This window comes from Acinetobacter sp. CIP 53.82, assembly GCF_000369465.1.
Taxonomy (GTDB): domain Bacteria; phylum Pseudomonadota; class Gammaproteobacteria; order Pseudomonadales; family Moraxellaceae; genus Acinetobacter; species Acinetobacter indicus.
The window spans coordinates 1,885,574-1,911,132 of sequence record NZ_KB850046.1; the positions used below are offsets into that span (position 1 = coordinate 1,885,574).

The 25,559-nt window shown below is 45.2% G+C and carries 27 protein-coding genes and 1 pseudogene; 13 read left to right on the forward strand and 15 right to left on the reverse strand.

The window, feature by feature from the left end; genetic code table 11:
- Positions 1–213: 213 nt before the first annotated feature.
- The gene (locus F905_RS14395; RefSeq protein ID WP_005182217.1) at positions 214–1,602 is read right to left on the reverse strand and encodes a dihydrolipoyl dehydrogenase; all 1,389 of its coding nucleotides are present in this window, start codon (positions 1,600–1,602) and stop codon (positions 214–216) included.
- A gap of 151 nt (positions 1,603–1,753) precedes the next feature.
- Here F905_RS14395 and F905_RS15790 point away from each other — a divergent pair.
- Positions 1,754–1,846, forward strand: a pseudogene (locus tag F905_RS15790) (hypothetical protein); the annotation flags it as partial.
- A gap of 2,056 nt (positions 1,847–3,902) precedes the next feature.
- On the opposite strand, the gene F905_RS14405 reads toward F905_RS15790, so the two are convergent.
- On the reverse strand, positions 3,903–4,325 hold the full coding sequence (locus tag F905_RS14405; protein ID WP_034598149.1) for a protein tyrosine phosphatase family protein: 423 nt from the start codon (positions 4,323–4,325) through the stop codon (positions 3,903–3,905).
- Positions 4,318–4,653, reverse strand: coding sequence for a protein tyrosine phosphatase family protein (locus F905_RS14410; protein ID WP_005182227.1), 336 nt, complete (start codon positions 4,651–4,653; stop codon positions 4,318–4,320). Before F905_RS14410 ends, F905_RS14405 begins: the two co-directional genes overlap by 8 nt.
- 124 nt (positions 4,654–4,777) lie before the next feature.
- Here F905_RS14410 and F905_RS14415 point away from each other — a divergent pair, with 124 nt between their 5' ends.
- From F905_RS14415 to F905_RS14425, 3 genes are all read left to right on the forward strand, one after another.
- Positions 4,778–5,674: an alpha/beta hydrolase gene (locus F905_RS14415; protein ID WP_005182237.1), complete on the forward strand. Its 897-nt coding sequence runs from the start codon at positions 4,778–4,780 to the stop codon at positions 5,672–5,674.
- Positions 5,675–6,106, forward strand: coding sequence for a thioredoxin TrxC (trxC, locus tag F905_RS14420; protein WP_005182240.1), 432 nt, complete (start codon positions 5,675–5,677; stop codon positions 6,104–6,106).
- Between the two features lie 71 nt (positions 6,107–6,177).
- Positions 6,178–6,546: an acyl-CoA thioesterase gene (locus F905_RS14425; protein WP_171525181.1), complete on the forward strand. Its 369-nt coding sequence runs from the start codon at positions 6,178–6,180 to the stop codon at positions 6,544–6,546.
- Positions 6,547–6,612: 66 nt separating this feature from the next.
- Here F905_RS14425 and F905_RS14430 read toward each other — a convergent pair whose 3' ends face one another.
- Together F905_RS14430 and F905_RS14435 are read right to left on the reverse strand one after the other, a co-directional pair.
- Entirely contained in the window at positions 6,613–7,119 is a 507-nt protein-coding gene (locus F905_RS14430) for a DUF4442 domain-containing protein (RefSeq protein ID WP_005182247.1), read from the reverse strand.
- Positions 7,120–7,147: 28 nt separating this feature from the next.
- Positions 7,148–7,636 carry a YajQ family cyclic di-GMP-binding protein gene (locus tag F905_RS14435; RefSeq protein ID WP_005182257.1) on the reverse strand — a complete coding sequence of 163 codons (489 nt, stop codon included), beginning with the start codon at positions 7,634–7,636 and terminating at the stop codon, positions 7,148–7,150.
- A gap of 91 nt (positions 7,637–7,727) precedes the next feature.
- Here F905_RS14435 and F905_RS14440 point away from each other — a divergent pair, with 91 nt between their 5' ends.
- Complete coding sequence (locus F905_RS14440) at positions 7,728–8,042, forward strand: rhodanese-like domain-containing protein (RefSeq protein WP_005182260.1); 315 nt, start codon at positions 7,728–7,730, stop codon at positions 8,040–8,042.
- Between the two features lie 187 nt (positions 8,043–8,229).
- Here F905_RS14440 and mnmC read toward each other — a convergent pair whose 3' ends face one another.
- Genes mnmC through F905_RS14460 form a run of 4 tightly spaced genes read right to left on the reverse strand, consistent with a single transcriptional unit; the run spans position 8,230 to position 11,571 of the window.
- Entirely contained in the window at positions 8,230–10,107 is a 1,878-nt protein-coding gene (mnmC, locus tag F905_RS14445) for a bifunctional tRNA (5-methylaminomethyl-2-thiouridine)(34)-methyltransferase MnmC2/FAD-dependent 5-carboxymethylaminomethyl-2-thiouridine(34) oxidoreductase MnmC1 (RefSeq protein ID WP_171065137.1), read from the reverse strand.
- A 30-nt stretch (positions 10,108–10,137) separates the two neighbouring features.
- Positions 10,138–10,620 (reverse strand): SH3 domain-containing protein, encoded by a 483-nt coding sequence (locus F905_RS14450; protein WP_005182267.1) that lies wholly within the window; start codon positions 10,618–10,620, stop codon positions 10,138–10,140.
- A gap of 5 nt (positions 10,621–10,625) precedes the next feature.
- Entirely contained in the window at positions 10,626–10,928 is a 303-nt protein-coding gene (locus tag F905_RS14455) for a YciI family protein (protein WP_005182271.1), read from the reverse strand.
- A gap of 31 nt (positions 10,929–10,959) precedes the next feature.
- On the reverse strand, positions 10,960–11,571 hold the full coding sequence (locus F905_RS14460) for a septation protein IspZ (RefSeq protein ID WP_005182273.1): 612 nt from the start codon (positions 11,569–11,571) through the stop codon (positions 10,960–10,962).
- A 44-nt stretch (positions 11,572–11,615) separates the two neighbouring features.
- Here F905_RS14460 and F905_RS14465 point away from each other — a divergent pair, with 44 nt between their 5' ends.
- Positions 11,616–12,491, forward strand: a complete 876-nt coding sequence (locus F905_RS14465) for a PHP domain-containing protein (protein ID WP_005182275.1) — start codon at positions 11,616–11,618, stop codon at positions 12,489–12,491.
- Positions 12,492–12,539: 48 nt separating this feature from the next.
- On the opposite strand, the gene F905_RS14470 is transcribed toward F905_RS14465, so the two are convergent.
- Both F905_RS14470 and radC read right to left on the reverse strand, forming a co-directional pair.
- Entirely contained in the window at positions 12,540–13,451 is a 912-nt protein-coding gene (locus tag F905_RS14470; RefSeq protein ID WP_005182277.1) for a bestrophin family protein, read from the reverse strand.
- Positions 13,452–13,521: 70 nt separating this feature from the next.
- Positions 13,522–14,217, reverse strand: coding sequence for a RadC family protein (gene radC / locus F905_RS14475; RefSeq protein ID WP_005182279.1), 696 nt, complete (start codon positions 14,215–14,217; stop codon positions 13,522–13,524).
- Positions 14,218–14,330: 113 nt separating this feature from the next.
- Between radC and coaBC the strand changes: the two genes are divergently transcribed.
- Positions 14,331–15,605, forward strand: coding sequence for a bifunctional phosphopantothenoylcysteine decarboxylase/phosphopantothenate--cysteine ligase CoaBC (gene coaBC, locus F905_RS14480; RefSeq protein WP_005182280.1), 1,275 nt, complete (start codon positions 14,331–14,333; stop codon positions 15,603–15,605).
- A gap of 72 nt (positions 15,606–15,677) precedes the next feature.
- Here the strand turns inward: coaBC and secB are convergent, their stop codons facing one another.
- From secB to rsgA, 4 genes are all read right to left on the reverse strand, one after another.
- Positions 15,678–16,136 carry a protein-export chaperone SecB gene (gene secB / locus F905_RS14485; RefSeq protein WP_005182282.1) on the reverse strand — a complete coding sequence of 153 codons (459 nt, stop codon included), beginning with the start codon at positions 16,134–16,136 and terminating at the stop codon, positions 15,678–15,680.
- Between the two features lie 40 nt (positions 16,137–16,176).
- Complete coding sequence (gene grxC / locus F905_RS14490) at positions 16,177–16,434, reverse strand: glutaredoxin 3 (RefSeq protein WP_005182284.1); 258 nt, start codon at positions 16,432–16,434, stop codon at positions 16,177–16,179.
- Between the two features lie 20 nt (positions 16,435–16,454).
- Positions 16,455–16,862, reverse strand: coding sequence for a rhodanese-like domain-containing protein (locus F905_RS14495; protein WP_005182291.1), 408 nt, complete (start codon positions 16,860–16,862; stop codon positions 16,455–16,457).
- A gap of 96 nt (positions 16,863–16,958) precedes the next feature.
- Complete coding sequence (gene rsgA, locus F905_RS14500) at positions 16,959–18,017, reverse strand: small ribosomal subunit biogenesis GTPase RsgA (protein ID WP_005182294.1); 1,059 nt, start codon at positions 18,015–18,017, stop codon at positions 16,959–16,961.
- 125 nt (positions 18,018–18,142) lie between these two features.
- On the opposite strand from rsgA, the gene orn reads away from it, so the two are divergent.
- The 6 genes from orn (at position 18,143) to F905_RS14530 (ending at position 25,385) form a co-directional block, all read left to right on the forward strand.
- Positions 18,143–18,697 carry an oligoribonuclease gene (gene orn / locus F905_RS14505; RefSeq protein WP_005182297.1) on the forward strand — a complete coding sequence of 185 codons (555 nt, stop codon included), beginning with the start codon at positions 18,143–18,145 and terminating at the stop codon, positions 18,695–18,697.
- Positions 18,698–18,950: 253 nt separating this feature from the next.
- Positions 18,951–19,685, forward strand: a complete 735-nt coding sequence (locus F905_RS14510; protein ID WP_005182299.1) for a Bax inhibitor-1/YccA family protein — start codon at positions 18,951–18,953, stop codon at positions 19,683–19,685.
- Between the two features lie 148 nt (positions 19,686–19,833).
- Complete coding sequence (locus F905_RS14515; protein WP_005182307.1) at positions 19,834–20,637, forward strand: enoyl-ACP reductase FabI; 804 nt, start codon at positions 19,834–19,836, stop codon at positions 20,635–20,637.
- 139 nt (positions 20,638–20,776) lie between these two features.
- Positions 20,777–23,581: a type VI secretion system Vgr family protein gene (locus F905_RS14520; RefSeq protein ID WP_005182311.1), complete on the forward strand. Its 2,805-nt coding sequence runs from the start codon at positions 20,777–20,779 to the stop codon at positions 23,579–23,581.
- A gap of 8 nt (positions 23,582–23,589) precedes the next feature.
- Entirely contained in the window at positions 23,590–24,969 is a 1,380-nt protein-coding gene (locus F905_RS14525) for a hypothetical protein (RefSeq protein ID WP_005182330.1), read from the forward strand.
- Positions 24,969–25,385, forward strand: a complete 417-nt coding sequence (locus tag F905_RS14530; RefSeq protein ID WP_005182334.1) for a hypothetical protein — start codon at positions 24,969–24,971, stop codon at positions 25,383–25,385. Before F905_RS14525 ends, F905_RS14530 begins: the two co-directional genes overlap by 1 nt.
- Positions 25,386–25,559: the final 174 nt, after the last annotated feature.

A 25,559-nucleotide genomic window follows, 5' to 3' on the forward strand; every position in this document is an offset into this window, starting at 1 on the left:
TGAACCACCTGATCCCTTCCCGAACTCAGAAGTGAAACCTCTTAGCGCTGATGGTAGTGTGGGGTTACCCATGTGAGAGTAAGTCATCGCCAGCTCATTATTCAAAATCCCCCGAGCTTAAACAGCAGGGGGATTTTTTTATGCAGAAAATTTGTGTGGGAAATAAAGATAAGTAGAATCAAAATGACAGTGAAATGAGAAAAATAGAGAAGATTAACCTTCCTCTTGATTTCTCAACTGTCGGCGAGCATGTTTTAAAGCCGTTCTTAAACCTTCTTCAAGCGTCGGGTGATAGAAAGGCTTAGCAAGAAGTTCATCTAACGTTACCCCTTCATCAATTAGCCAAGCAAAAGTATGGGCAAAATGTTCGGCAGATTTTACAAAGAGTTCTGCACCTAATAATTGGCGTGTACGTTTATCAATATAAATTTCAACAGCACCCTTATTTTTAGCCAGAACCATCGCCCGACCTTGGCGCTCATAAGATACTTTTCCAATCACAAAGTCGATGTTCTTGTTTTTAAGCTGTTTATAGCTTTGGCCAGCAATTGCCATTTCCGGTTGACTAAACACAATACTCAGCGGTGTTAAGTCTTTTAAATTCTTGAGCTTTGGATAATTAAGGCAATTATGCACTGCACCTCGGCCTTCATGGGCTGCTTCATGCTGAATGGGGGTAGAGGTATGTGCATCACCAACCACAAAAATTGGATAATTGCCTAGCTGTTTGGTTTGTGGATCAATCGGTAGCTCTTTAAGATTATCGAACTGAGAGTCAATCTGTTGTAGATTCAGCGAATCTAAATGACTACGACGGCCGGTGGCCACCAATACATAATCAACCATAAGGTGCTGCGTTTGACCTTGCTCGCTAAACTCAAGCTTGACCTGATTGCCTATCTTTCGCACGTTTTGCGGTAAGACTTCAAACTTAATCTTTAATTCATTGCTGAGAAGTTCTTGGGCGAGTTGTTGCAGATCAGGGCTGGTCAGGGCACCAACACGACGGCTTCGTGCGAATATTGTCGTATCACAGCCCAACCTTTGCATGGCTTGAGCCAGCTCCAGTGCAATGACACCACTGCCAATCACGGCTAAAGATTTAGGGATGGCGTCTAGTTCAAAGATTTGATCTGAGGTTATCAGTCGTTCACCGAGCTGCTGCTTCCATTCAGCGTCATAGGTTGGGGTAGAGCCGACAGCCAGAATAAAGGCTTTGGCCTGATATTGCTGTTGGTTCACCTGTACGGTTTGAGCATCAATAAACTCTGCCTTGCCTTGAATTTTGTGTTGTGCATCCCAGCTTTCGACTTCTTTTAAAGTGGCTTGAGTGAAATGGTCACGCAAAGCGCGGACATGCGGCATCACCTGTGTGGTATCGACCTGTGCTTTGATGTTGAGACCGACTTTATTTGCCTCGTGTAAATCATGTAGGCGATGTGCAGCAGAAATCAGCACTTTACTGGGCATACAGCCCACTCGGGCACAGGTGGTGTCCCAGGAACCGTCATTAATAATAAGAATATTTTGTGTGTGCTTGATGGCTTCTTGATAAGCAGTGATTCCTGCTGTGCCTGCACCAATAATGATGAGATCGTACATGTGTAGATAACTTCACGTAATAAATAATTTTAGGCTAACACAAGTAAAACATTTATCATCCTTTCATTTACATAAAGCAGTAACTATGGTTACATAGCACCCAATAAATATTTATAAAAACTCTATATATTGAGAGTTCTAGGGGGATTTCATGTTTAATAAACAAACACCTTTAAAGTTGTCTGCCATTGCTATTTCTATTTTACTTGCAAGCTGTGGTGGCGGTGGTAGTGACGGGTATTATAACCAAAATGAAAATACTACTGGTGGAGGTTCGGGTACTGATAACGGTATTGAAACACCAGTAGTTGCTAAATTAAATATCACTAATGTTGAAGTTTTTGACAACAATAATCAAAAAACTACAGCTTTAACAATTCTTGGTGCAAGTGCGAATGTAAAAGTAACTGACCAAAATGGTCAGCCAGTAAGTGGTGCATTAGTAACATTCACGGGCGAAAATATTAGTTTTGAAACTTCAAATGCTACAGTGCTCTCAAATGCTGATGGAATTGCAAAAATTGGAATTAAGCCTGTAGATGAAACTAAAACTGGTATTTTTAAAATTGCTGCAAATGCAGAAATTGGTGGTAATACTGCTAATACAAGCGATACCTTTGTATCTGTTGAAGCTCTGAAAACTAAGTTTGATAATCTTGTATTTGATAATTCAACTATTGATGCAGGTGGTTCTGTTAAAATTAGTCTAAAAACTGTCGATAGCTCGACAGATATTGCACAAAATAATGTGCAAGTAACTTTTAGCTCAGATTGTGGAACGTTTACGAATAACACAGTAAACTCAAATCAAGGTTTAGTTGAAACAACTTATACTGCCATATCTAACGGAGGCCAATTATGTAATGGCACTCAAGTTATTAGTATTAGTGCAAATAATGGTGCAACGACGACTACTAAGAATATTACAATTAATCCGATTAAAGCCAATTCACTTGTATATACTTCAGGTGAAGTTAAGTTAGGTGCCGCTAATAGTGGTTCTAGTGCATCTGGTAAGGTTGAATTTACAGTATATTCAAATAATCTGCCTGCTAAGAACCAAGCTGTATTGGTTGAGCTGATTTATGCGCCAGATGATCTTAGTTTTATTACATTGCATAACAAAAAAGAAAAAACAATTCAATCTAATGATGAAGGTAAGATTGTCGTAGATATCTTCCCTGGTAGCATACCAGGACCTGTGGAGCTTAAAGCCACCCTTGCTAGTGATACAAGTGTTACAGCATTGACAAAAGATGTTTCTGTTGCAACAGGACGTGTTACACAAAATGGTTTGAGTCTATCCGTAACTAAGAATGCATTACAATGGGATATTGATGGCGATAAAGCTACGATTGTTGCGCTTTTACGAGATCGTGTTGGTAATAAAGTCCCTGATGGTACAGTTGTAAGTTTTGTTACAGAGGGCGGAAGCATTACGCCGAATTGTTCAACAACTGATGGCGAATGTAGTGTTGTTTTACAGACTCAGAACCCACGTCCAACTGATAATCGCGTAACCGTTTTAGCTTATGTTGAAGGCGATAAGCAATATATTGATAAAGATTCTGACAATCGATATACAGCTGGCATTGATGAATTAGTAAGTAATATTGGTGATTTCTTTAGAGACGATAACGAAAATACTATTTTTGAAGCAGCTTTAGGTGAGTTTTTATATAAACGTGGGGCAGTGGGGAATACCTGTGCAGTCAGTACTTTTGCTCAACCAAATATCTCAGGAACATGTAATTCAGAACTTTCTGCAGTAATACGTCAACAGTTAGTCTTCTCATTTAGTAATGATGTGCCAACAATTAAAGATGTAGCTGTGACTACAAGCAAAACAAACTTTACGTTCAAGCTATTTGGTAATAGCGCGCAATCTGTTCCTATGCCGACTGGAACAACAGTAGCCGTACAAGCAGAAGATAATACTAAAGATAATGAAAAATCATGTTCAGCAGAGTTATGGAGTGGTAATGCAACCGTTCCAGCTAGGTTTAATTTACTAACGCCATCAACATTTGCATCTAGTACACAAGTAAATTATTCATACCGCTTAAAAGAATGTGATTCGGGGGATAGTTTAATCTTGACTGTAACAGCTCCGACAGGACAAATTACAAAACAAGAATACACGATTCGTTAAAATAAAAAAACAGCGCTTCGGCGCTGTTTTTTTATGAGGGTACTTTAGTAATTAAATTGAAGTCCCCACACTCACCCCCACCGTTGGGCGGACATCCATAGAACTACAACCTGTCAATACACATGCACAAATCAGCATGATCCAGATTTTATTCATGTAATAACCCCTGATTTTTTGCCTGATTAAATAGGGCTGCCGAACGTGAACCACTACGACAGACCATTAAAATCGGTTTCGGCAGTTCGTTATAGTACTTCGCAAACTCCTGCACATCGGCCTGAGAAATTGCACCGCTGCTTACGGGTTGATAAATCACGCTAACCCGGGATTTCTCGGCAATGTCACGTAATTGATTCACTTTCACCGTGTTACCTGCTTCCTGATCAGGGCGGTTTACAATCACCGATTTAAACCCATCTTGCAGCAAGATCTTAAATTTCTCAGGTGTCATTTGCCCAGAAACACTAAGATTGGCATTTAACGCACGGCTAAAATCACTGGCAGCAACGCATAGGGAGGTCGTGGTCATTGAGAGCGCCAAAACCATCCCTATCCACAACGATTTAGTCATCTAACAGGTCCATTTGTTTGGCCAGTTGATATAAGTTATTTGAGCGGTTGCCGGTACGGCAGAACATCAGAACCGGTTTTGGTAATTCATTAAAGTGATTGGCAAAGGTGCGGACGTCTAATTCGGTGATTTGTCCAGCTACCACCGGCTGATAGACATAATCCAGTCCTGCATTACGCGCTGCATCTTCAATTTGTGCGCTGGTCGGTTGTTCCGGGCCACCTTCCATGTCTGGACGGTTGTTAATAATTGATTTAAAGCCTTTTTCAACCACTTGGGTTACGTGTTCCGGGCCAATTTGACCTGCAAAGCCAACATGCTCACTCATAATGCCACTCCATCATCCATATCTGAATATTATGCTCTATAATACCACTAGCCAGATTTTCGCGCAGATTGTTCTGAAATATTTATAAACGATTACAACCATAAAACAACGCACTGGAGCAGCCATGCATGCCTATACTGTCGAGCCTCTCTATGTCAAAAGCGGTCAGGAGGTCATTGCTGCCGATTTTTACCTGCCAAAAACTTCCACTAAACCAGCCGTGATTTTAATGGCGCATGGTCTGGCCGGCCTGCGTCAGTTCAAGCTGGTGCAATATGCCAAACGCTTTGCCCGCGCCGGTTATGCGGTGGTGCTGTTTGATTATCGCTATTGGGGCGGCAGTACCGGGCGTCCGCGGGAGCTGGTGTCGTTGTCGCGGCAGCTGGATGACTGGCGTACCATGATTTCACATGTACAGGAACGGCAATCGGTGGATGGGCGGCGGATTATCCTGTGGGGTACAGCGCTAAGTGGCGGCTATGTTTTAACTTTGGCTTCGCAGTTAAACCATTTAAAAGCGGTGATGGTGCAGGTGCCATTTGTGGATGGTGCGGCCAGTGCCAAGCTGTATCCGATTCAGCAGCTGCCACGTGCCTTAAAAATTTCCAGTCAGGATTATATGGGCGCTAAAGTCGGCTTAATGCCAAAAACCTTGCCGGTAGTTGATCCGAAAGGGCTGTGTTTCTTACCGACGGCGGATAGTTATGAAGGTTATCTGTCGATTTTACATCCAGATTTTTACTGGAGTGGCGAGATTCCGGCACGGGCGCTGTTTCATCTGATCCGTTATCGGCCGATTCAGGATGTGCGCCAGATTAATATTCCGGTGCTGTTTATTGCCGCCAAACGCGACAGCCTGATCCCGATTGAATCGAGTCGTGAAACAGCCACCAATATTGCGCCTTATGTGCAATATCATGAATGGGATATGCAGCATTTTGATGTTTATCATGGCCAATATTTTGAAAAAGCCGTCAAGACTCAATTAGAATTTCTACATCAGCATATTGGAGTAAGCTAAATGATTGTTGTCTGTCCAGCCTGTAGTGCCAAAAACCGTGTTCCGGAGGATAAGCTAACTGCCCATCCAACATGCGGACAATGTCATCAGGCTTTAATTCCACTGGCGCCGATTGACCTGAATGAGCAGAATTTTAGCCAGTTTATCCAGCACAATGATTTGCCAATCCTGATCGACCTGTGGGCAGAGTGGTGTGGACCCTGCAAGATGATGGCGCCGCATTTTGCCCAGGTTGCCACGCAATATCCGCAGGTGATTTTTGCCAAAATTAATACTGAAGAAAATCCGCGTTTAAGCAGTGCCTTTAATGTGCGCAGTATTCCCACGCTGGTGTTGATGAATAAGACCACCGAAATTGCTAGAATAAGCGGCGCATTAAGATCGACCGAACTGAAACAGTGGTTAGATCAGCACTTAACTTCAAATCCTTAATCACGCCCGGAGCGAATGTGTCAGATTCTCAACTAAAACCGGAAGGGACGCTCTCTCTTCAAACCATTGCTATGCCTGCCGATACCAACTGGAGTGGAGACGTGTTCGGGGGCTGGATTGTTTCGCAGATGGATTTGGCCGGGGCAATTCATGCCGAGCGTTTTACCCAAGGCCGCTGTGCCACCATTGCCATTAACCAGATGACCTTTCTGGTGCCTGTGAAAGTGGGGGATGTGATCAGTTGCTATACCAAAATCCTGAAACTGGGCAATACCTCAATTCAGATGCAGATTGAAGTCTGGGACAGCCATGACAGTTCACGTGCAGCGAAACGCGTTACCGAAGGCGTCTTTACCTTTGTCGCGGTGGATGTCAAAGGCAACAAACGTCAGATTTCCGAGGAAGTGAAGCAGAAGTATCTGGAATCGCAAGCTGTATAATTTGTGCGCTTAAAGATCAAAAATCCCAGTTCTGAAACTGGGGTTTTTTTTATGGTTTAAAGCGGGTTAACGGGCTTTTTTAAGCTGATCTTTACTGACCCAGGCCCAGAGCATTTCACATTGAATTGGTGCTTCACCCGATTCATCGGTGACTTCTACCGCAACCAGCGTTTCACCTTTTTCGGTGTGTTGCATCAAGTGCTGCTGTTCTGCTGTCAGCGTCGCGACTGCGGTCATGGCGCCTTGCGTCGGGCGTTTAAAATCAACTTTAAAGCTTTTAATTAACACAATCGAGTGATCGGGCACATTCATGCCGGTCACAAAGCCGGTGGCAGTTTCCGCAATTAGCGCCATAGCACAGGCATGTACCTGGCCAATATGGTTTTGCATGGCTTTATGATTGTCAATTTTCACCACCACTTTGGCCGAACTGACTTCGAGATATTTTAATTTGGCTGTCCCCACCATAGGCACGATCCGGCCAAAGGCTTTACTCCACAAGGTAGTGCGAATCGCCTGTGGAAATTTTGCCGTCGCTTTGACTAATTTTGCTAAACGATTTGCTTGTGCCATGATCGATTCCTATGCGAGAGCAAAGAGCTTAATCTTTGAAGTTGTTAAATTGCAGTGGCAGACCAAATTGCTGTTCTTTTAAAAACGCCATCACTTGCTGCAAGGTGTCGCGTTTTTTATCCGTCACACGGATTTTGTCGCCCTGAATAGAAGATTGCACTTTAATGCCGCTTTCTTTAATGGCTTTATTAATTTTTTTCGCGGTATCAGAGTCAAGACCATCTTTAAGCTTCACCGTCTGAATCACATTTTTACCTGAGGCCGTGGCTTTCTGCGGGTCTAGTGCCTGCACATCAATCTTACGTTTATAAAAATGATTCTCCAGCATGGTATATACTTGCTCACATTGGAAATCACTTTCGGTTTTGATTTTGATCTCTTTGGCTTTCTCATTCAGTTCGATAGAAACATCTTGACCACGGAAATCGAAACGTGTTGCGATTTCTTTTTGAGTATTCTGAACTGCATGATTTACTTCAAAAATTTCTAATTCTGAAACAATATCGAAAGATGGCATAGTTTAGACCTTTACAAATGGAAAGAATATCTGAGATGCTAGGGATGTTTTCTTCATTTGCCAAGTGTTGTTTACATCAAAGGAGTGCACAATGATCCGTAAGCAAGAAATTACAACATTTGAGTTCCCAGAAAATGCAATCATCTGGGATGTCCGTGATGCAAGTGCTTATGCTGAAGCGCATATTCAAGGCGCAGTCAATCAGCCAATTGCCAACTTGTCAGCAGATAGCTTGACTCAGGTGTCAGCGGATCAACCGATTTACATCTTATGTGGCGGTGGCAGCAAAGCGCCGCGTGCGGCTGAATTGTTAGAAGAGCTGGACAGCTCACGTGAATATGTGGTGCTGATGGGCGGTACCCGTGCTGCACGTGATGCTGGTTTGCCTTTGGTTCAAGGGCAATAATCAAAAAGCGCCGTCAGGCGCTTTTTTATGAACACTGTTTATCATTGACTAAAAAAGATCAGAACACTCTCTCACATGATCAAGCATTTAAAATGAAGAAAATAAATGCTCTCCTCGACTTCCACACTAAGCCTGATCTTTCAAACTAAACCGGGCCATCATTCTCGATCTATACAACGTTTTTAGCTTAGGCCTTAAAATACGGTTTCTTGGCTTTGGCTTTCTTTTGAAAACGGCGGATGTTGAGTTTTTCCAGTACCTGCATCGGCACCGGGCAGGCCTCGTTTAAAATCTGCGCGGCCAGAATTTCACTACATAGCGGTGCAAACAGAAAACCTTTGGAACCGAGTCCAGTCAGGCTATAGACTTGCTGTCCGGTTTCAAGTGCTCCAAGCAGCGGGAAATAATCCTGACTTTGCGCACGGATTGACGCACGGCCTTGCCAGCTGTGTGGATCGGGCAGGGTGTCCGCATAGTCGGGGAACACGCTGCGAATCAGCGCCAGATTATGTTCATGATCTTCTCGTAAGACTTCGGCATCATCCCGACCCGGATAAAAAGACGCGCCTAAAATCAACTGCTCTGCATCGAGCTGCATACAGTAACCGCCATAACTATAGGCGCTATCTAAACGCAGCGGTTGCTGGGTATTCTTCAGCCAGCTGACCTGACCCCGAATCGGTTTTAACAGCGGATAATGTTCAAAAAACTGGCCAGATTCACGGGCTGTGCAGACAAAGACATGATCAAACTGGCCCAGAGATTGGTTATCACTGAACAGTTCCGGTCGATCTGTCGGGTGAATCTGGGTGATTTTGGCCTGCTGATATTGAATCCGCTCATGCGCCAGAATCTCCGCACACAGTTGATGTGGCGACACCGCGCCAGCCTGTAGCAGACGCAGGGCAGGAAATTCTGATCGCAGCTGTGCGTCTAAATCTTTTTCCAGAATACCTGGCGGATATTGATCGGCCAGTGCCAGCAGCTGTTCCGGATTTTTTAGCCCAAGCTGATTGACCTGAATCGGGCGGAAGGCCTGAAACTTTGCATAATGATTTAAGGCATGTTGCCAGGCCAGGGTCATTAAATGGGTATGGCTCTGTTCAATAGCACAGAGCTTCGGATTGAGCAGGGCCAGTGGATTGCCCGAGCCACCCGCCAGTGGCGCGCTTTGATCATACAGAGAAACTTGATGCCCACGCTGAGCAAAAGCCCAAGCCAGACTTAAACCGGCAATACCGGCACCAATAATGGCAATATGCCGTTGCTGTACAGAGGTTGAAGGAACTGAGGTTGCTGGTTCAGTTTCCCGTTCTGGGCTAAGCGGTTCTTCTGGCGCTAACCAGATGCCTTTTAGCATTTCGCGTTTATGGCCAAACCCGCGCGGCCGGGAAATATGAATCCCGTGCTGTCTTAAACCTCGCTTTAACACCCCGGCTACACTAAAGGAAGCGAAGGTAGTGCCGACATCTGACAGGCGAATAATATGATTGAGCACCTGTTCTTCCCACATATCCGGATTGCAGGAGGGCGCAAAGCCATCTAAAAACCAGGCATTGACCTGTGTGGTTTTGGCCATCATCGGAAAGACATCGTGCGCATCACCGAGCCAAAGGTCGATAGAAAAACGCTGCTCCGGAAACGACAGGCGATGACAGCCGGCCAGTGGTAATGGGTACTGGGCAATCAGCTGATCGGCCAGAGGTTTTAATTCTGGCCAGGCATTTAAGGCGCGAATTAAATCGGCTTTGGAAAGCGGAAATTTCTCCACCGAAATGGCATGTAAATGGCTGTGATTCTCAGGACGTACCTGTTGCCACAATTGCCATAAGGCCAGAATATTCAGGCCGGTGCCGAAGCCAGTTTCTCCGACACAGAAATATTCATAATCTTGCAGGGCTGCCAGACGCCCGGACAGGTCATTACCGTTTAAAAATACATGCCGGGTTTCCAGCAGGCCATTGTCCTTGGAAAAGTAGACATCCCCAAACTGTTTTGATACCGGGACATCAATGCCCTCAATATGTTGCCAATCGAGATCGGCGGTTTGAATGCGATTAGACAACACCCAGATTACCTTTAATGAAGCAGAACATTACCACTGACGGCGACGTTTGGTATACACATAGCTGGCCACCAAAAAGCCCAGCAATACGCCGACAGCCAGCGTGGCAGCGCCGTAAAGAAACATCTGCGCGCTACGTTCACTTTGTAAGACCTGAACCTGTACACCCAGATTGTCATTTTTCAGCTGCAGTTCCTGGTTTTGCGCCAGTGCTTCCAGATTGGCTTTTTCCAGCTGTTGCAGGCGGCTTTCCTGATCTTTGACCAGCGCCTTGATTTTAGCTTCCTGTGCCGCTTTATTCTTGGCTAGCTGCTCAGCGGTCAGCGGCTGGTTGGCCGTTGCCGGCGCTGTGGTGGTGGCCACAGCCGGTATAATCGCCGGTTTGGCTGGCGTTGCGACCGCTGGCGTGACTTGAGCCGTGGTATTTACAGCAGCGGGTGCAGCCGGTTCAACGGCCCACAGTGCAGAACAGAAGAAGGATAGACCCAGTAGACTCGGGACAACAACGCGCATGCAGCTTATCCTTTAGGAAATGCTTTATTAAAAGGTTTGACTTCAATCTGGCCATAGACGCCTGCTTTCAGGAATGGCTCATCTTGCAGCCAGGCATCAAGGGCTTCACGAGAATCAAAATCGACAATAATGGTACTGCCATAAAAGCCCGCTTGCGGATTGGCCGGATCTTTCGGCATCGCACCGGCGACAATCAGACGGCCTTCATCATCCAGCTGTTGCAGACGTTCAAGATGTTGCGGACGAATGGCCAGACGTTTTTCGACGGTTCCTTCGTTATCGGTACAGGTCACCACAAATAAAGGCATAAGGTATTCTCGCTCAAGCGGATTGAAGGATTTATTCGGCAGTTTTAAAGTATTTACGCAATACAATAAACTGAATAATGATAAAGGAAAACATCACAATCATGTCACCAAAAGCAGTGAATTCTCCCCAGTATTTTCCACCCATAAAGATATAGGCAAAGAAGCCGTGCAGGAAGGACATTAGCAGAAACATCCCGACCCAGGCATAGTTCAGTTTCATCCAGCCTTTGTCGCTTAAATTGAACACCGGACCAAACAGGCGTTGGATTAATGGCTTACGATCTTTGCTGAACCACGGTGACAGCAGGAAGGCGCCAGCAAAGACCAGATTCAGCAAGACAGCTTTTAGGCGAATATAGAAGTCATCGCTCAGCATTAGGGTAATACCACCAAAAATCACGGTCATAAACAGCACAATCCACTGTTGTTTGTCCAAACGGAATTTTTGCGACACAAATAGCGCACCATACACCACTAACATGGAAATGATCAGACCGGTGGTGGCTACAAGAATATTATTGTTATCCACACCACCAGCAGAGCCGATCATTTGCAGCAAAGGATGGTGGGTATCTTTTGGATCTACAGTTTTATATAAATAAAAGAAAATAATGAGTGGCACAAAGTCTAAAAGTGCTTTCATGTTAGAGTATCTAAATCTGATCAAATAAATGTCATAGTATAGAGATGCACGGCGTAGATTTACATACACATAGCAATATTTCTGATGGAACTTTAAGTCCGCAGCAATTGATTGCAGCAGCAGCTGAACTGTCGATCCATACGCTGGCATTGACTGATCATGACACCATGGATGGAATTGCACTGGCTCAGGAAGCAGCGAAAAATCACGGGATTAAGCTCATATCTGGCGTGGAAATTTCCAGCCAGTGGTCACGTCCGGCGACCAAAAAAAGCTATGCTGTGCATATTGTGGCCTTGAATATGCAAAATCCAGCGCCGATGGCAGCACTACTGGCCCAGCAAAAAAATATTCGTGCTGCGCGCTCCAAACAGATTTGCGACCTGCTAATTCCGCTGATTGGTGAAGATATTTATACCGATGTGATTGCCAAGGTAGATAATGTCCCGGATCGGGTGACCCGTACCCATATTGCCAAAACCCTGGTGGAAAAAGGCTATGTTAGTCGGCCGCAGCAGGCCTTTGATAAATACATTAAAGAAGGCAAAAAAGCCTATGTGAAATTTGAAGGCTTGGGCTTGGAGGAAACTATTCAGGTGATTCATGCCAGTGGCGGTTTTGCGGTGCTGGCGCATCCGACCCGTTATGACCTGTCGGCGACCAATATCCGTTACCTGATTGAAATTTTCGCCAAATTTGGTGGAGATGCCGTCGAGTTGCCGCCGGCGATTGATCCAAGTTCTACCCGGCAGATGGTGGACCGGATGATTGCCGAGCATGGCTTAAAAGTCTCGGTCGGTAGCGATTTTCATGGTGAAAATATGCCGTGGATGAAACTGGGCAATATTCCCAGCCTGAAACCGGGGCAGGTCGGAATTTGGGAAAGTTTTGTCAATCCATCACCGGCGCTGACTGCGTAAACGTATTTCAGCATCAAAAAAACCTCAGCTGGGCTGAGGTTTTTTGCTTTAGAGCAGGTTATTGTCCTGTGCCTGAATTGGTGGTGGTGTCGGTTTCCCTAAAGTCGAGAGTAATTCGATTTCAATGGTGCGCACCATCGCATCTAAAGGCAAGTCATTGCTTTGCGTACCAAATGGTTCTTCAATTTCTGAACTCAGGGCGTCCAATCCCAAGAAGGTATAAGCCAGAATCCCGACCAGCAGCGGTGTCGCCAGCCCCAGCGTCGAGCCCAAGCTAAACGGCAGCATAAAGCAGAAAAAGTACACGGTACGGTTTAGCAATACCGAATAGGCAAACGGCAGCGGGGTGGTGGCAATCCGGTCACAACCGGTTTGCACCAGGCTGAGTTCCATCACATGCTGGTTCATCTGGCTGTAAATAATATCGGAAATTTCACCTTCTTTTAGGGCCTGCATCAGTTCCCATTGAATCAGGCTGAGGGTATATTGCGGCGCATTGGCCTGTTGATACAGCTGGGTTACGGCCTGCTGGCTCATACCGCTGGTTTCTACCAGTTCAGTCGGATTGGCAGTTTGATGGCGCAGACGGTCACGCAACACATTGGCAAACACAATCACATGCTGAATCACCCGTTCCCGGCGGCCTTGGGCCAGCATCCGGCAGTCGCGGTCAAAATGGCGCGCATTGGCAATTAACATGCCCCACAGTTTGCGGGCTTCCCACCAGCGGTCATAACAGGCCGAATTTTTAAAACCAAGGAAAATCGACAGCACCACCCCAATTAAGGTAAAGCCGATCAGGGGGAAATCAGAGAAGTGAAAATACCCGACATAGGACAGGCCGCCGACAATCGCCGACAGCAACATGACCACGCCCAAAGGTGGTAACACCTTCGGTAAGATGGTACCTCGCCAGGAAAATAACAGCCTAAATACGCTCGGTTGGTCACGTACAATCATGTCTGGGAATCAGTTTAAGTTTTTCATGATCTTCTGTGCTGGCCGGGTTTTTGTCAATATGTTGCGCTGCTTAAAATGTCGACTTGATGAGTTGATGTTCAGCAAAGGAAAAACTGCCTTCGGGAGCAATAATACAATGATCAATCAGGCGGATATCAACCAGCTGGCAGGCCTGCTGGATGCGCTGGGTCAATTGTAAATCGGCCGGTGAGGGCTGTGGCTGTCCCTGAGGATGATTATGACTGATCACCAGCGCCGTAGTGTTTTTCTGGATGGCAAAGCGTAGCAGCTGGTTGATCGAAATTTCACATGAATTGAGCGCGCCAAAAAACAGTTTCTTAAAACAGATTTTGCGCAGCTGCGCATCCAGGCACAATACTGCAAATACTTCCTGAGTTTCACCGAGCAGTTCAAAGCGTAAATAGTCCAGTAGCAGCCGGGAGGAGCTGAGTTCCAGTTTGTCCTGCTGCAAATGCTGGGCGGTATAGCGCCGGCCCAATTCCTTGACCGCCATCAGCTGGCTGTATTTACTTGGACCCATGCCATGAAACTGGCTTAAATCGGGCAGGGCGGCATCGAGTACCGCATTCAGGCTGCCAAAGGCCTGTAATAAATGACGGGCCAGTTCAACGGCAGAGTACTGCTGGGAGCCGGAGCGCAGGAAAATAGCCAGCAGTTCGGCATCGGAAAGACTGTGTGCGCCGTACTGGATCAGGCGTTCACGCGGACGCTCCTGTTCCGGCCAATGTTTAATACTGAAGTTCATTGTTATTAGACTTATTGGTGATGAATTGTTATGGATTTCGCCCAGACATGTCTTGGGAATGACAATATTTAATGCTATTGTGAGCCCCACTGCAACAGAAAGGTAAGCTGTTCGTGAGTTTTGATTTAAGTGTCATTCCTAATAAAAATATTATTGTGGGTATTACTGGCGGTATTGCCGCCTACAAAAGTGCCATTCTGGTTCGCCGTTTAAAGGACGCTGGCTTTAACGTCCGGGTGGTGATGACCGAAGGGGCACAAGCCTTTATTACACCGCTGACCTTTCAGGCGTTGTCGGGCAATCCGGTGCATACCCAGTTGCTGGACCCGGAAGCCGAGGCCGGCATGGGGCATATTGAACTGGCACGCTGGGCCGATCTGGTGCTGATTGCACCGGCCAGCTGTGACACCCTGGCCAAATTTGCCGCCGGTCTGGCAGATGACTTGTTATCGACTTTATATCTGGCCACCAGTGCCCCGGTCTGGGTGGCACCGGCCATGAATCAGCAGATGTGGGCGGCCAAAGCTACGCAGCGCAATCTGGCGACGCTGGTAGACGATGGCGTGCATGTGATTATGCCGGAATCCGGCTCACAAGCCTGTGGTGATGTCGGTCTGGGCCGTATGCCTGAGCCGGAAGAGCTAGCGCGTCAGGTCACCGATTATTTCCATAAAGCGCAGCGTGCGATTGCTGAAAAATTTGGCTTACTGGCCAGCAAGCATGTGGTGATTACCGCCGGGCCAACCCGTGAAGCAATTGATCCGGTACGTTATATTTCCAATCATAGTACCGGGAAAATGGGCTTTGCCCTGGCAGCAGCCTGCTATGCAGCTGGCGCCAAAGTTACGCTGATTGCCGGGCCAGTTAGTCTGGATACACCAAACGGGGTCCGCCGTATTAATGTCTCTTCAGCCGTGCAGATGCTGGACACCAGTATGCAGTTGCTGGATGAAGGCTGTGATGTGTTTATTGCCACCGCGGCGGTTGCCGATTATCGCGTGGCTGAAGTTGCAGAACACAAAATCAAAAAATCCGGAGATGAACTGGATATCGCCTTAATCAAGAATCCGGATATTGTGGCGACTATCGCGCAGCAGGACAAACGTCCGTTTATGGTCGGCTTTGCCGCTGAAACGCGCAATGTGGAAGAATATGCGGCCGGCAAACTGGTGGCGAAAAAGCTGGATATGATTGCCTGCAATGATGTGTCCCGTGCAGATATCGGCTTTGCCTCTGATGAAAATGCCATGACGGTGTTCTTTGCTGAAGGCTATCATCTGCCAAAACGCGATCTGGAAAAAGCCTCCAAGCAGGAAATTGCCCAGCAGCTGGTCGAAGCCATTCATGATGCCTTGCACCATGATCCGGCGCAGGATGAAGCCTTCTGATCTTGTCAGAACAAATAAAAAGCCCTGCAAGTGCAGGGCTTTTTCGTGCTGGACTTAAATGCCTGAATACAATTAAGCCTGACCTTCTGCAGCAGCGGCTTGTGCGCGTTGCATGTTGGCTTCAAATTCAGCATCAAAGTTGATTGGCGTTAACAGCAATTGCGGGAAGCTGCCTTTGGTAACCATATCATTCACTGCTTCACGCAAGAACGGGAACAGGATGTTCGGGCAGTAGGCACCCAGAATATACGGCAGACGTTCTTCTTCTACGCCATCAATCAGGAAAATACCTGCTTGAGTGACATCTACAATAAATGCTGTATCACCGGCATTGTTGGCTTGAACAACAACTTTTAAAGACACTTCAAAGTGGGTTGGATCAATCTTTTCTGCAGAAGACGACAGATTGATATTCAGTTCAGGCTGCCATTCTTTGGTAAATACTTGTGCCCCTGGAACTTCAAAAGAAATATCTTTTGTATAAATACGCTCTAATGCCAATTGTGGTTGAGCTTGTTGTTGTTCACTCATTATTTATTCCTTAAAAATATGAACAGAAAATTAATTGAAATTATGACGCCAGTAAGTCATCGAGTTTGCCTTCACGCTCAAGGGCGTAAAGTTGGTCGAAACCACCAATGAACTGCTCATTAATAAAAATTTGTGGAACAGTACGATGGTTGGTGCGCTGCATCAGTTCAGTGCGGACTTCTGGTGCTTCGTTGGATAAATTGATTTCTTTATAGACAACGCCTTTACGCTCAAGAAGCTGTTTTGCACGTACGCAATATGGACATACAGTTGTTGAATAAATCGTTACTTCAGCCATTGCTAATCTCCTCAAGCGGATTATTTGCTTTTTACTAAAGGTAAGCCTTGTGCTTTCCAGTTACTGATCCCACCATCCAGACGATAGCTATCTGCGTGGCCTACCTGTTGCAGGGCAGTGCCGGCAATTTGACCTAAATTGCAGATAAACACCAATGGACGGTCAGCGGTTTTTAACTCTTCAATATGGCTTGAAATTTTGCTGTAAGGAATGTTGCGGCTGCCGCTGATATGGCCTTCACGGAAGTCTTTGGCATCACGTAAATCAATCAGCATGGCATTTTTGGCTTTCACCAGAATCCCTAAAGATTGTGGGGAAATTTTACGCCCGTTACGTTGGCCTTCCAAAATGAAGAATAAAACCACCAAAACTGCCAGTGTTCCAAACAAGAAGGGGTGATTCCCCATAAACTCGAACCAACGTTCCACAAGTCACCTAAATTACAATTTCAAAAATTGTCACAGAGTATAGCCTATAAATATGGTGATCAAAATCACCGCTTCAAGGGTCGGGCTGCAATTAAACTAATTTTTTTGCTGGGCTTCGTTGACTTCATCAATCAGACGTAAATAACTGTCGAGCCGGCGCGTTAAAATCTCACCCGCTGCCGCCGCCTGACGCAAGGCACATTGCTTTTCGTGCTTATGGGTACAGTTACGGAATTGACAGTGACCGAGCAGATTTTTAATTTCCGGAAAACCCTGCTGGATTTTTTCAGTCGTCAAATGCCACAGGCCAAATTCGCGGATGCCCGGCGAGTCAATGAGCGCCGAACCTTCACCAAATGGAATTAAGCGGGTGGAGGTGGTGGTGTGCTGACCCAGGGCCGAGTTTTCTGAGATGATATTGGTTTTCTGCGCCGCTTCCGGCACGATGGCATTAATCAGGGTGCTTTTACCCACGCCAGACTGACCGACAAAGGCCACAGTTTCATTTTTTAAACGGTTGGACAGTTCGGTCAGATCTGCATCAGACTGGGTCTGCATCACTTCATAACCCAAATTGCGGTATTCTTGCAGTAAATCCAGAATCGGATCATTTTCGGTAAGTAGGTCGGATTTGTTCAGGATCAGCAGCGCCGGAATATTGGCATCGGCACAGGCCACCAGATAGCGGTCAATCAGACCCGGTGCCGGTTCTGGCAGCGGTGCAAACACAATCACAATCAATGAGATATTGGCGGCTACCGGTTTAACTTTGTGGTAACGGTCCGGGCGCGTGAGCAAAGACTGGCGCGGATGGATGGCGCTAATAATGCCCAGACCGGTATTTGGATCGGCCTGCCATTTAACCCGGTCACCGGTAACCAGTAATTCCAGGTTGGTACGGGTATGACAGCGCCAGATGCTGCCCAGTTCAATCGGTTTCCAGAACGGTTCAGGTTCACCTTCGGCCACCACGGGTTTTTCAGGATGCTGCTCCGGCACGGAGAGGGCTTGTACTTCCAGCTGGCGTCCATAATGCTGCACCACCAGACCTTCCAGATCATTGGAGCTGTCTATATCTTCCTGCCGGGTTTGCTGCTGTTTCTGAATGCGGCGTTGTTGCTGTTCAGTCAGGCGACGCTTACGAATTAAAGCCATTCATATCCTAAAAAAACCATGAAATCTGGAGTGCAAAAATAGCATGAAGCACGGGCAGAATGACACCCAAGAACACAGAAATTTGCTACTATAGCCGTTTTTAAGACGAATAAGATTGCACATTTATGAGCAGCACGCCTGATACCCGCTTAATTTGGATTGACCTGGAAATGACAGGTTTAGATACCGATAATGATCAAATTATTGAAATTGCCACCATTGTGACAGACGATCATTTAAATATTCTGGCGGAAGGTCCGGTACTGGCCGTGCATCAATCAGATCGTATTTTAAATGCCATGGATGAATGGAACACGCGTCAGCATGGTCAGTCGGGGCTAATTGAGCGTGTACGTCGCAGTAAACTGAGCGCGCAGGATGCCGAGCAGCAAACCTTGGAATTCCTGAAAAAATGGGTCAATCCAAAAACTTCGCCGATGTGCGGTAACTCGATCTGTCAGGACCGACGCTTTTTACACCGGTTAATGCCGGAGCTGGAGCAGTTCTTCCATTACCGTAATCTGGATGTATCTTCTGTTAAAGAACTGGCCAAACGCTGGCGTCCGGAAATCATGAGCGGCTTAAAGAAAAATGCCTCTCACCTAGCCATGGATGATATCCGTGACTCGATTGCCGAGCTGAAATACTATCGTGAATATTTCTTTATTATGAATAAATAAGTATCTGTTCATCATCCATCTATTTGCACTGTGGGGACGAGCGTATCCACAGCGCTTAAGAAGAGGCTTTGGGCCTCTTTTTTTATCGCTATCGTTTTATCTGCTGTTACTTCGGCGTAATTCAGAAATCACACCCGTTATAAAGATGTAATCTTTTTGGCGATTATTTAGACAGGATGCGGCTGCGCGCTTATGATAGGAGCAATGTGTATTTCAAAACCCATTTGCCGCAATGATCGGAGTACCTTAAATCATGCAAAGTAATAACCCGATCCTGACACGCGTTGAGATGTCGAGTGATTATGCCCGGCCGATGAGCGTGCAGGGAGCAATCCAAAAATCTGTCCTGCTGACTTTAATTGCCGCCATGGTGGGCATCGGCCTGTTTTTCTACAGTTTCCTGACTGCCAATCTTTCTATTGCCTATGCCGGCGCAATTGTCGGTGCCATTGGCGGACTGATTCTGGCTTTGGTGGCCACCTTTAAGCCGAATACAGCGCGCACGCTGGCTATTCCCTATGCACTGTTTGAAGGGGCCTTTCTGGGCGGGATTTCAGTGATCTTCCAGTTGCAGTTTCCGGGTGTGCCATTACAGGCCTTGCTGGCTACCTTTGTGACCACATTGGTGATGTTTGTGCTGTATCGTACTCGGGTAATTCGCGCCACTGAAAAATTTAAGGCGGTGGTGATGTCGGCCTCAATTGCGATTGCGATGGTGTTTGTGGTGCAAATCTTTCTGAGTCTGGCTTTGGGGTCGAGTATTCCTTATCTGTTTGAAAGCAACTGGCTTGGAATTGGCTTTGCAGCATTTGTGGCCGTGATTGCCTCTTTAAACCTGATTCTAGACTTTGACCTGATTGAAACCGGTGCAGCACAAGGTGCACCGAAAAGCATGGAATGGCTGAGCGCCATTGCCTTATTGGCCACCTTGGTCTGGATGTATTATTCCTTCCTGCGTTTGCTGGGCTTATTGCAAAGCAATGATTAACTTCCCGGCATTTATCGACATTAAAATCGCGCAACCTTTGCGCGATTTTTATTTTCTTCGGAGGAATTGAAAAAAAGGCGCATTATGCAATTTCCGAATTGGCTCAGAATTGGCATGATACTGCAAAATCAATATGAGTGAGATTCACATGGCACAAGGACTATTAGCGGGTAAACGCTTTTTAATCGCGGGTATTGCGAGTAAATTATCCATTGCATTTGGTGTTGCTCAGGCTTTACATCGTGAAGGTGCAGAGCTGGCTTTTACCTATCCGAATGAAAAATTGAAAAAACGTGTGGATGAATTTGCAGAACAGTTCGGTTCTAAAATTGTTCTTCCTTGTGATGTTGCGGTAGATGCTGAAATTGAACAGGTCTTTGTCGATCTTGCTCAACATTGGGATGGTTTGGATGGCGTGGTGCATTCAATTGGTTTCGCACCAGCCCATACCTTAGATGGTGACTTTACTGATGTGACCGACCGTGAAGGTTTTAAAATTGCGCATGACATCAGCGCCTACAGCTTTGTTGCGATGGCGCGTGCCGCAAAACCATTATTACAGGCGCGTCAAGGCTGTTTATTAACCCTGACTTATCAGGGTTCTGAGCGTGTAATGCCAAACTACAACGTGATGGGCATGGCCAAAGCTTCGCTTGAAGCAGGGGTGCGTTATTTAGCCTCTAGCTTGGGTGCTGAAGGCATTCGTGTTAATGCCATTTCTGCCGGTCCAATCCGTACATTGGCTGCATCAGGAATTAAATCATTCCGTAAGATGTTGGATGCCAATGAAAAAATTGCCCCATTAAAACGTAATGTCACCATTGAAGAAGTGGGCAATGCCGCTTTATTCCTGTGCTCACCGTGGGCCAACGGGATTACCGGTGAAATTCTATATGTAGATGCTGGCTTTAATACTGTGGGTATGAGCGCCGCCATGATGGACGCAGAATAAGTCGGAACGTTTTAACCTGCGCCGGCTTTTTATCGGATAGTTACATATTGATAAACAAGCGGCCGGGTTGAAGCGATGTTTTATGTGGTTATTTTGTATAAAATAGCCACACTTTTTTTTAGCTATTTATTACAGAACAATGATGCCAAGCAATATATTTGCAGCACTAGAAAAATTAGGCCTCAGCCCACAAAAACGTGCCCTCCATATTCAATTTTCTCAGCCTGCCTTAAATGCCGATGTTTTCTTGCAGCGCATCGATGGTGAACACCAGCTCAATCAGGGGCTACGTGCCGAACTGATCTGTCTCTCCACCAACGCGCAGATTCCGTTAAAACAGTTTATCGGCGCGCAGGTCGCCGTCGATCAGGTCACTGACCAGGGCCAGCTATTTCGCAGCAGCGGTATTATCACCGCAGCCGCGCAAGGCCAGAGTGATGGCTCTCTCACGCTCTATAAACTTACGCTAGAAGATCCAACCGCACTCTGGCATAAACGCCGTAACAGCCGTGTGTTTATGAATAAAAGCGTGCGTGAGGTCAGCGAGATTCTATTTAAAGAATGGCAAAACAAAAGCCCACTCTTTGCCGCCAGCCTGACCCTGGACTTAACCGGACTGACCCAGGAACTGGATGTGCGTCCTTTTATCATGCAGTCCAATGAAACCGACTATGACTTTTTGACCCGGCTCTGGCGCAGTGAAGGCATTAACTGGCTGATTGATGAAGCCCAGTTACAGGTCTTACATTCCAGTAGCCCGATTCAGGCCCAGAAACTACGTCTGATTGATGACAACAGCCAGTACAGTGCTTTAAACCGCCGCAGCATCCGCTTTCATCGCTCCAGTGCCACCGAACAATTAGATAGCATCACCCAGTTGATTGCCCAGCGCAGCCTGCAACCGACCGCCGTACATCTGCAACGCTGGCAGTCAGATAGCCTGAGCCAGGAAGAAGGTGCCGGTTCAGTGCAAAGCAAACACCAGCACAGTCATAATCAGGACAATGCCAGCCTCAGCCTGGAACAAGCCTGGCAGATCAGCCCGGCCTGGATGCAGGATTTAAATGGCGAAGACCAGGCCACCGCATCCTCTAATAACCAGCTGGACAAGCTGAACCAGAACCTCAGTCACTACCACGACCTGCAATCCAAATACTTTAGTGCCCACTCCACCGTCCGTGATGCCCAGGTCGGCTACTGGTTTGAACTGAATGAACACCCGGAAATTGACCAGCACAGCGCAGCCGACAAAGAATTTCTAATTACCGGCAAACAGTTCTATAACCAGAACAACTTACCCAAAGACCTCAATCAGCAGATTAACCAACTACTCAGCCAGAGCCACTGGCATAGCCATTTTAGTTTTCAACAAAAACAACACCCGGATGAACGTCAAGGCAATACCTTAACCTTACAACGTCGCAACATCCATACGGTACCGGAATACCATCCACTACAGCACCGACCGGCGGCTCATCCACAGCGCGCCCGGGTAGTCGGTCCTGCTGGCGAAAGCATCCATGTCGATGAATGGGGAAGGATTAAAGTCCGTTTCCTGTTTACCCGCAGTGATGACCACCAGCATGATGGCGGGGCCGGCAGTAATGACAATGACACCGATTCCGCCTGGGTGGATGTACTGACGCCTTGGGCCGGGGAAGGCTATGGGGCCCGCTTCCTGCCACGGATTAATGAAATTGTGGTGATCGACTTCTTTGACGGTAACATCGACCGGCCTTTCGTGGTTGGTCGTTTACATGAAGCAGAACGCTCGCCAACCCAATTCGACCAACAAGGCCAACTGCCCGACACCAAAAAACTCAGCGGGATCCGCTCACAGGAAATTGAAGGCAGTGGTTTTAACCAGCTGCGTTTTGATGATACTCCGAAGCAGATCTCTGCCCAGCTGCAAAGCAGCCATGGTGCGACCCAACTGAACCTGGGGAACTTAAGCCATCCGAAAGCCAGTGCCGAAAGTGATGGTCGGGGTGAAGGTTTTGAACTGAGAACCGATCAGTGGGGTGCAGTTCGTGCTGGAGAAGGGCTACTAATTTCCACCCATCCACAGGCACAAGCCGAAGGCAATCATCTTGATACCAGTGAGGCCAAATCCCAGATTGAAGGCTCACTGAACAATGCCCAAGCTTTAAGTGAAGTGGCCAAAAACCAGCAGACGGATCCTTTAGAAGTTCTCGATAACTTAAAGAACTTCCTGGAACAGATCGAACAGCAGGATGAAAATAAAGCCGCTGCTTTTAAACAGGCCTTAATGATTCTTAGCGCACCAAACTCTATTGCGCTGAGTAGCCAGCAAGATGTACACCTCTCTGCGGATGGTCAGATCAGCCACAGTGCCGGAGAGAGTATTAACCTCAGTACGCAGCAGTCTTTGATTGCGCATGCCAGCCAGAAACTGAGCCTGTTTGCAGCCCAAGAGGGTGCACGACTGTATGCCGGTAAAGGCAAGGTTGAGATTCAGGCTCAAGGGGATGGCGCAGACCTGATTGCCAGAAAGGGGGTGCAGATTATTTCAACGGAAGATGCGGTTTATATTACCAGTCCAACCGAAATTAATCTGACCGCTGGTGGTTCACAAATCAAGATTAATGGCTCGGGGATTTTTCCAACCACAGGTGGTAAGTTTGAGGCTAAAGCTGGGCAGCATCTTTTTAAAGGTGGAGCTACTATAACTACTCAATTACCGATCATCCCTGATGTAGAGAATCCATATATTTTACAATACTTAGTTCAAAATAAAGAAAATCAAGCTATTGCAAACAAGCCTTATATTCTTATGGATGACGAGGGAAATATTCAGCAAGGGGTTACTAATAAAGATGGCTTAATGAAATTAAAAACATCACCTTCCGCTCAAACACTCATGACTAGAGTGATGATGAATGAAATTGAAGAAGCAGAAGAAGAAGAAACTGACGAAGAATAGGTTTAGATATGCATTACAGTCGCTTAAAACTTACAGTACAAGCACCTTTAAAATTAAAAGATATAACTTACAAATTTGTTGTCAAAAATAAAATAACAAAGAAAACAACTAATTTCGAAGGGCGTTTCGATGAAAATGGTTTAACAATTTGGTATGAAATTAACAACTTAAATACTAGTCTCGCTTATATTATTTATTTGAAAGGAACAGTCTTACAAACGATTTCAGCACAAGCATACCCTAATAAAAAAACTCAAAGTGTTTATAAACTTAAAACAACTTCTGAAATAACAAAAAAAACTAAAGAAAATATCAAAAAGATTCAAATAGATGATGGAGAGGTAGCATGGTATTTAATTAAAAAATCCGAACCAGTATTCGCGTGGACTCAACGTATATTTAAAAAACCGTTATCTCGCTCAGAATGGGATATTCTTAAGACAAATAACGCTCATCTTCCAAACCTAGTATCTATGGGAGTTTTACAGCCTGGGCAAGTTATCATCTTGTCAAATACTAAGACTGCTAAAGAGTTACCAGAATATAAAAAATACGCACAACAAGCGCAGAAAACATTGACCGAAATGCAAAAAGATAGAGATTTTGATGCTGAGTTCTTCGCTCAAAATTATGAGTTTTTTTACGATGCAATCACAAATAAAAATGCAAAAATAGTAAACAAGGATATTTTAGAAAACGATGATCATTTAACCATTAAGTTTAAAGAAAAAGAAAGTTTTCTAGAGCAAAAGATAGCAGTTGATGCGACAGTAACTTTACTGGAAGGTAATGTTCATCGAATATATACAGCCCATGGACAATTAGCAGAGAAACTAGCAGAGGAAAGGGCTAAAGGTTCGACTTATGGAAATCCAAAGAATTTCAATCTTTTCAAAAAGAAATACTCTCATTTGTATACTCAAATACAAAGTGAATCAACGCAAAAATTTTTGAGATATGATCAATCAATTAAAACGGACAATATGCGTAGAATACTCAGTCAATCTGCACCATCAAGAGACAAAAATTACAAAGGTGGGATAAAAGAATATTCAAAGAAAATGGTAGAGATTGGTAAATTTAGTAAACAATTAAAATTAGTTGGCTATCTTGCTATTGCATCAGATGTACTAAAAGCAGGTTTTGAAATAGCAGAGGCTAATCCTGAAGATCGATCTAAAACAACTGTAGTAGAAACAGCGAAAATAGCTGGTGGTTTCGGTGCAGGTGTCGTTGTAAGTGCAATAGTTGTTGGGGTAGCAACTGGAGGCGCAGGACTAGTAGTTTTAGGAGTCGTTGCTGTTTCTGGTGCTTTCGCATCTAAAGCATTTGGTGACATGAGTGGTGCTGTTGCCGGTAATATATATGATATTGTGGTTAAAAAATAATGGATACAATACTTTTATTAGTACAAAAAATGCCTATGGGTATATTTGCTTTTTTATTTCTTATTGGATTTTTTTTATTATATTTTATTCTATATTTTTATATAAATAAAAATTTGAATCAAATTTGTATAATCGTTTTTAATGATAAAAATAGATATAAATCCCCTCTGGAACTCTTTGATTTTATATATATTAGTTTTATCCCTACAACCTTTTGGAAAGAGTTGTTAAGTTTGAAAAATTTTTTTAAGTTTAAGAAACTCTATCAAAAAGATTTCTTTATGAAGATGGACGAAAAAAAGTTAAAACGACTTTTAAATGAATTTCCATTTTTCTTTGCTTTACAATATTCAGCTTTCATTTGTGGCATTTTATTCATGTGTTTGATAACAGGATCATATTATTTTGAAATATAAGAAAATTTATAATTAACATAATACACGTTATGCGAAATTATTTTAACTTTACTTTAAAATCAATTGGTTAATTATAAAATAAAAAGTCCAATCATACTAGATTGGGCCTTTTATGTGAATAATTGTGTTCCACGTTTTTTTAGAATTATGCACCTAAATTCTTACGATACTGAA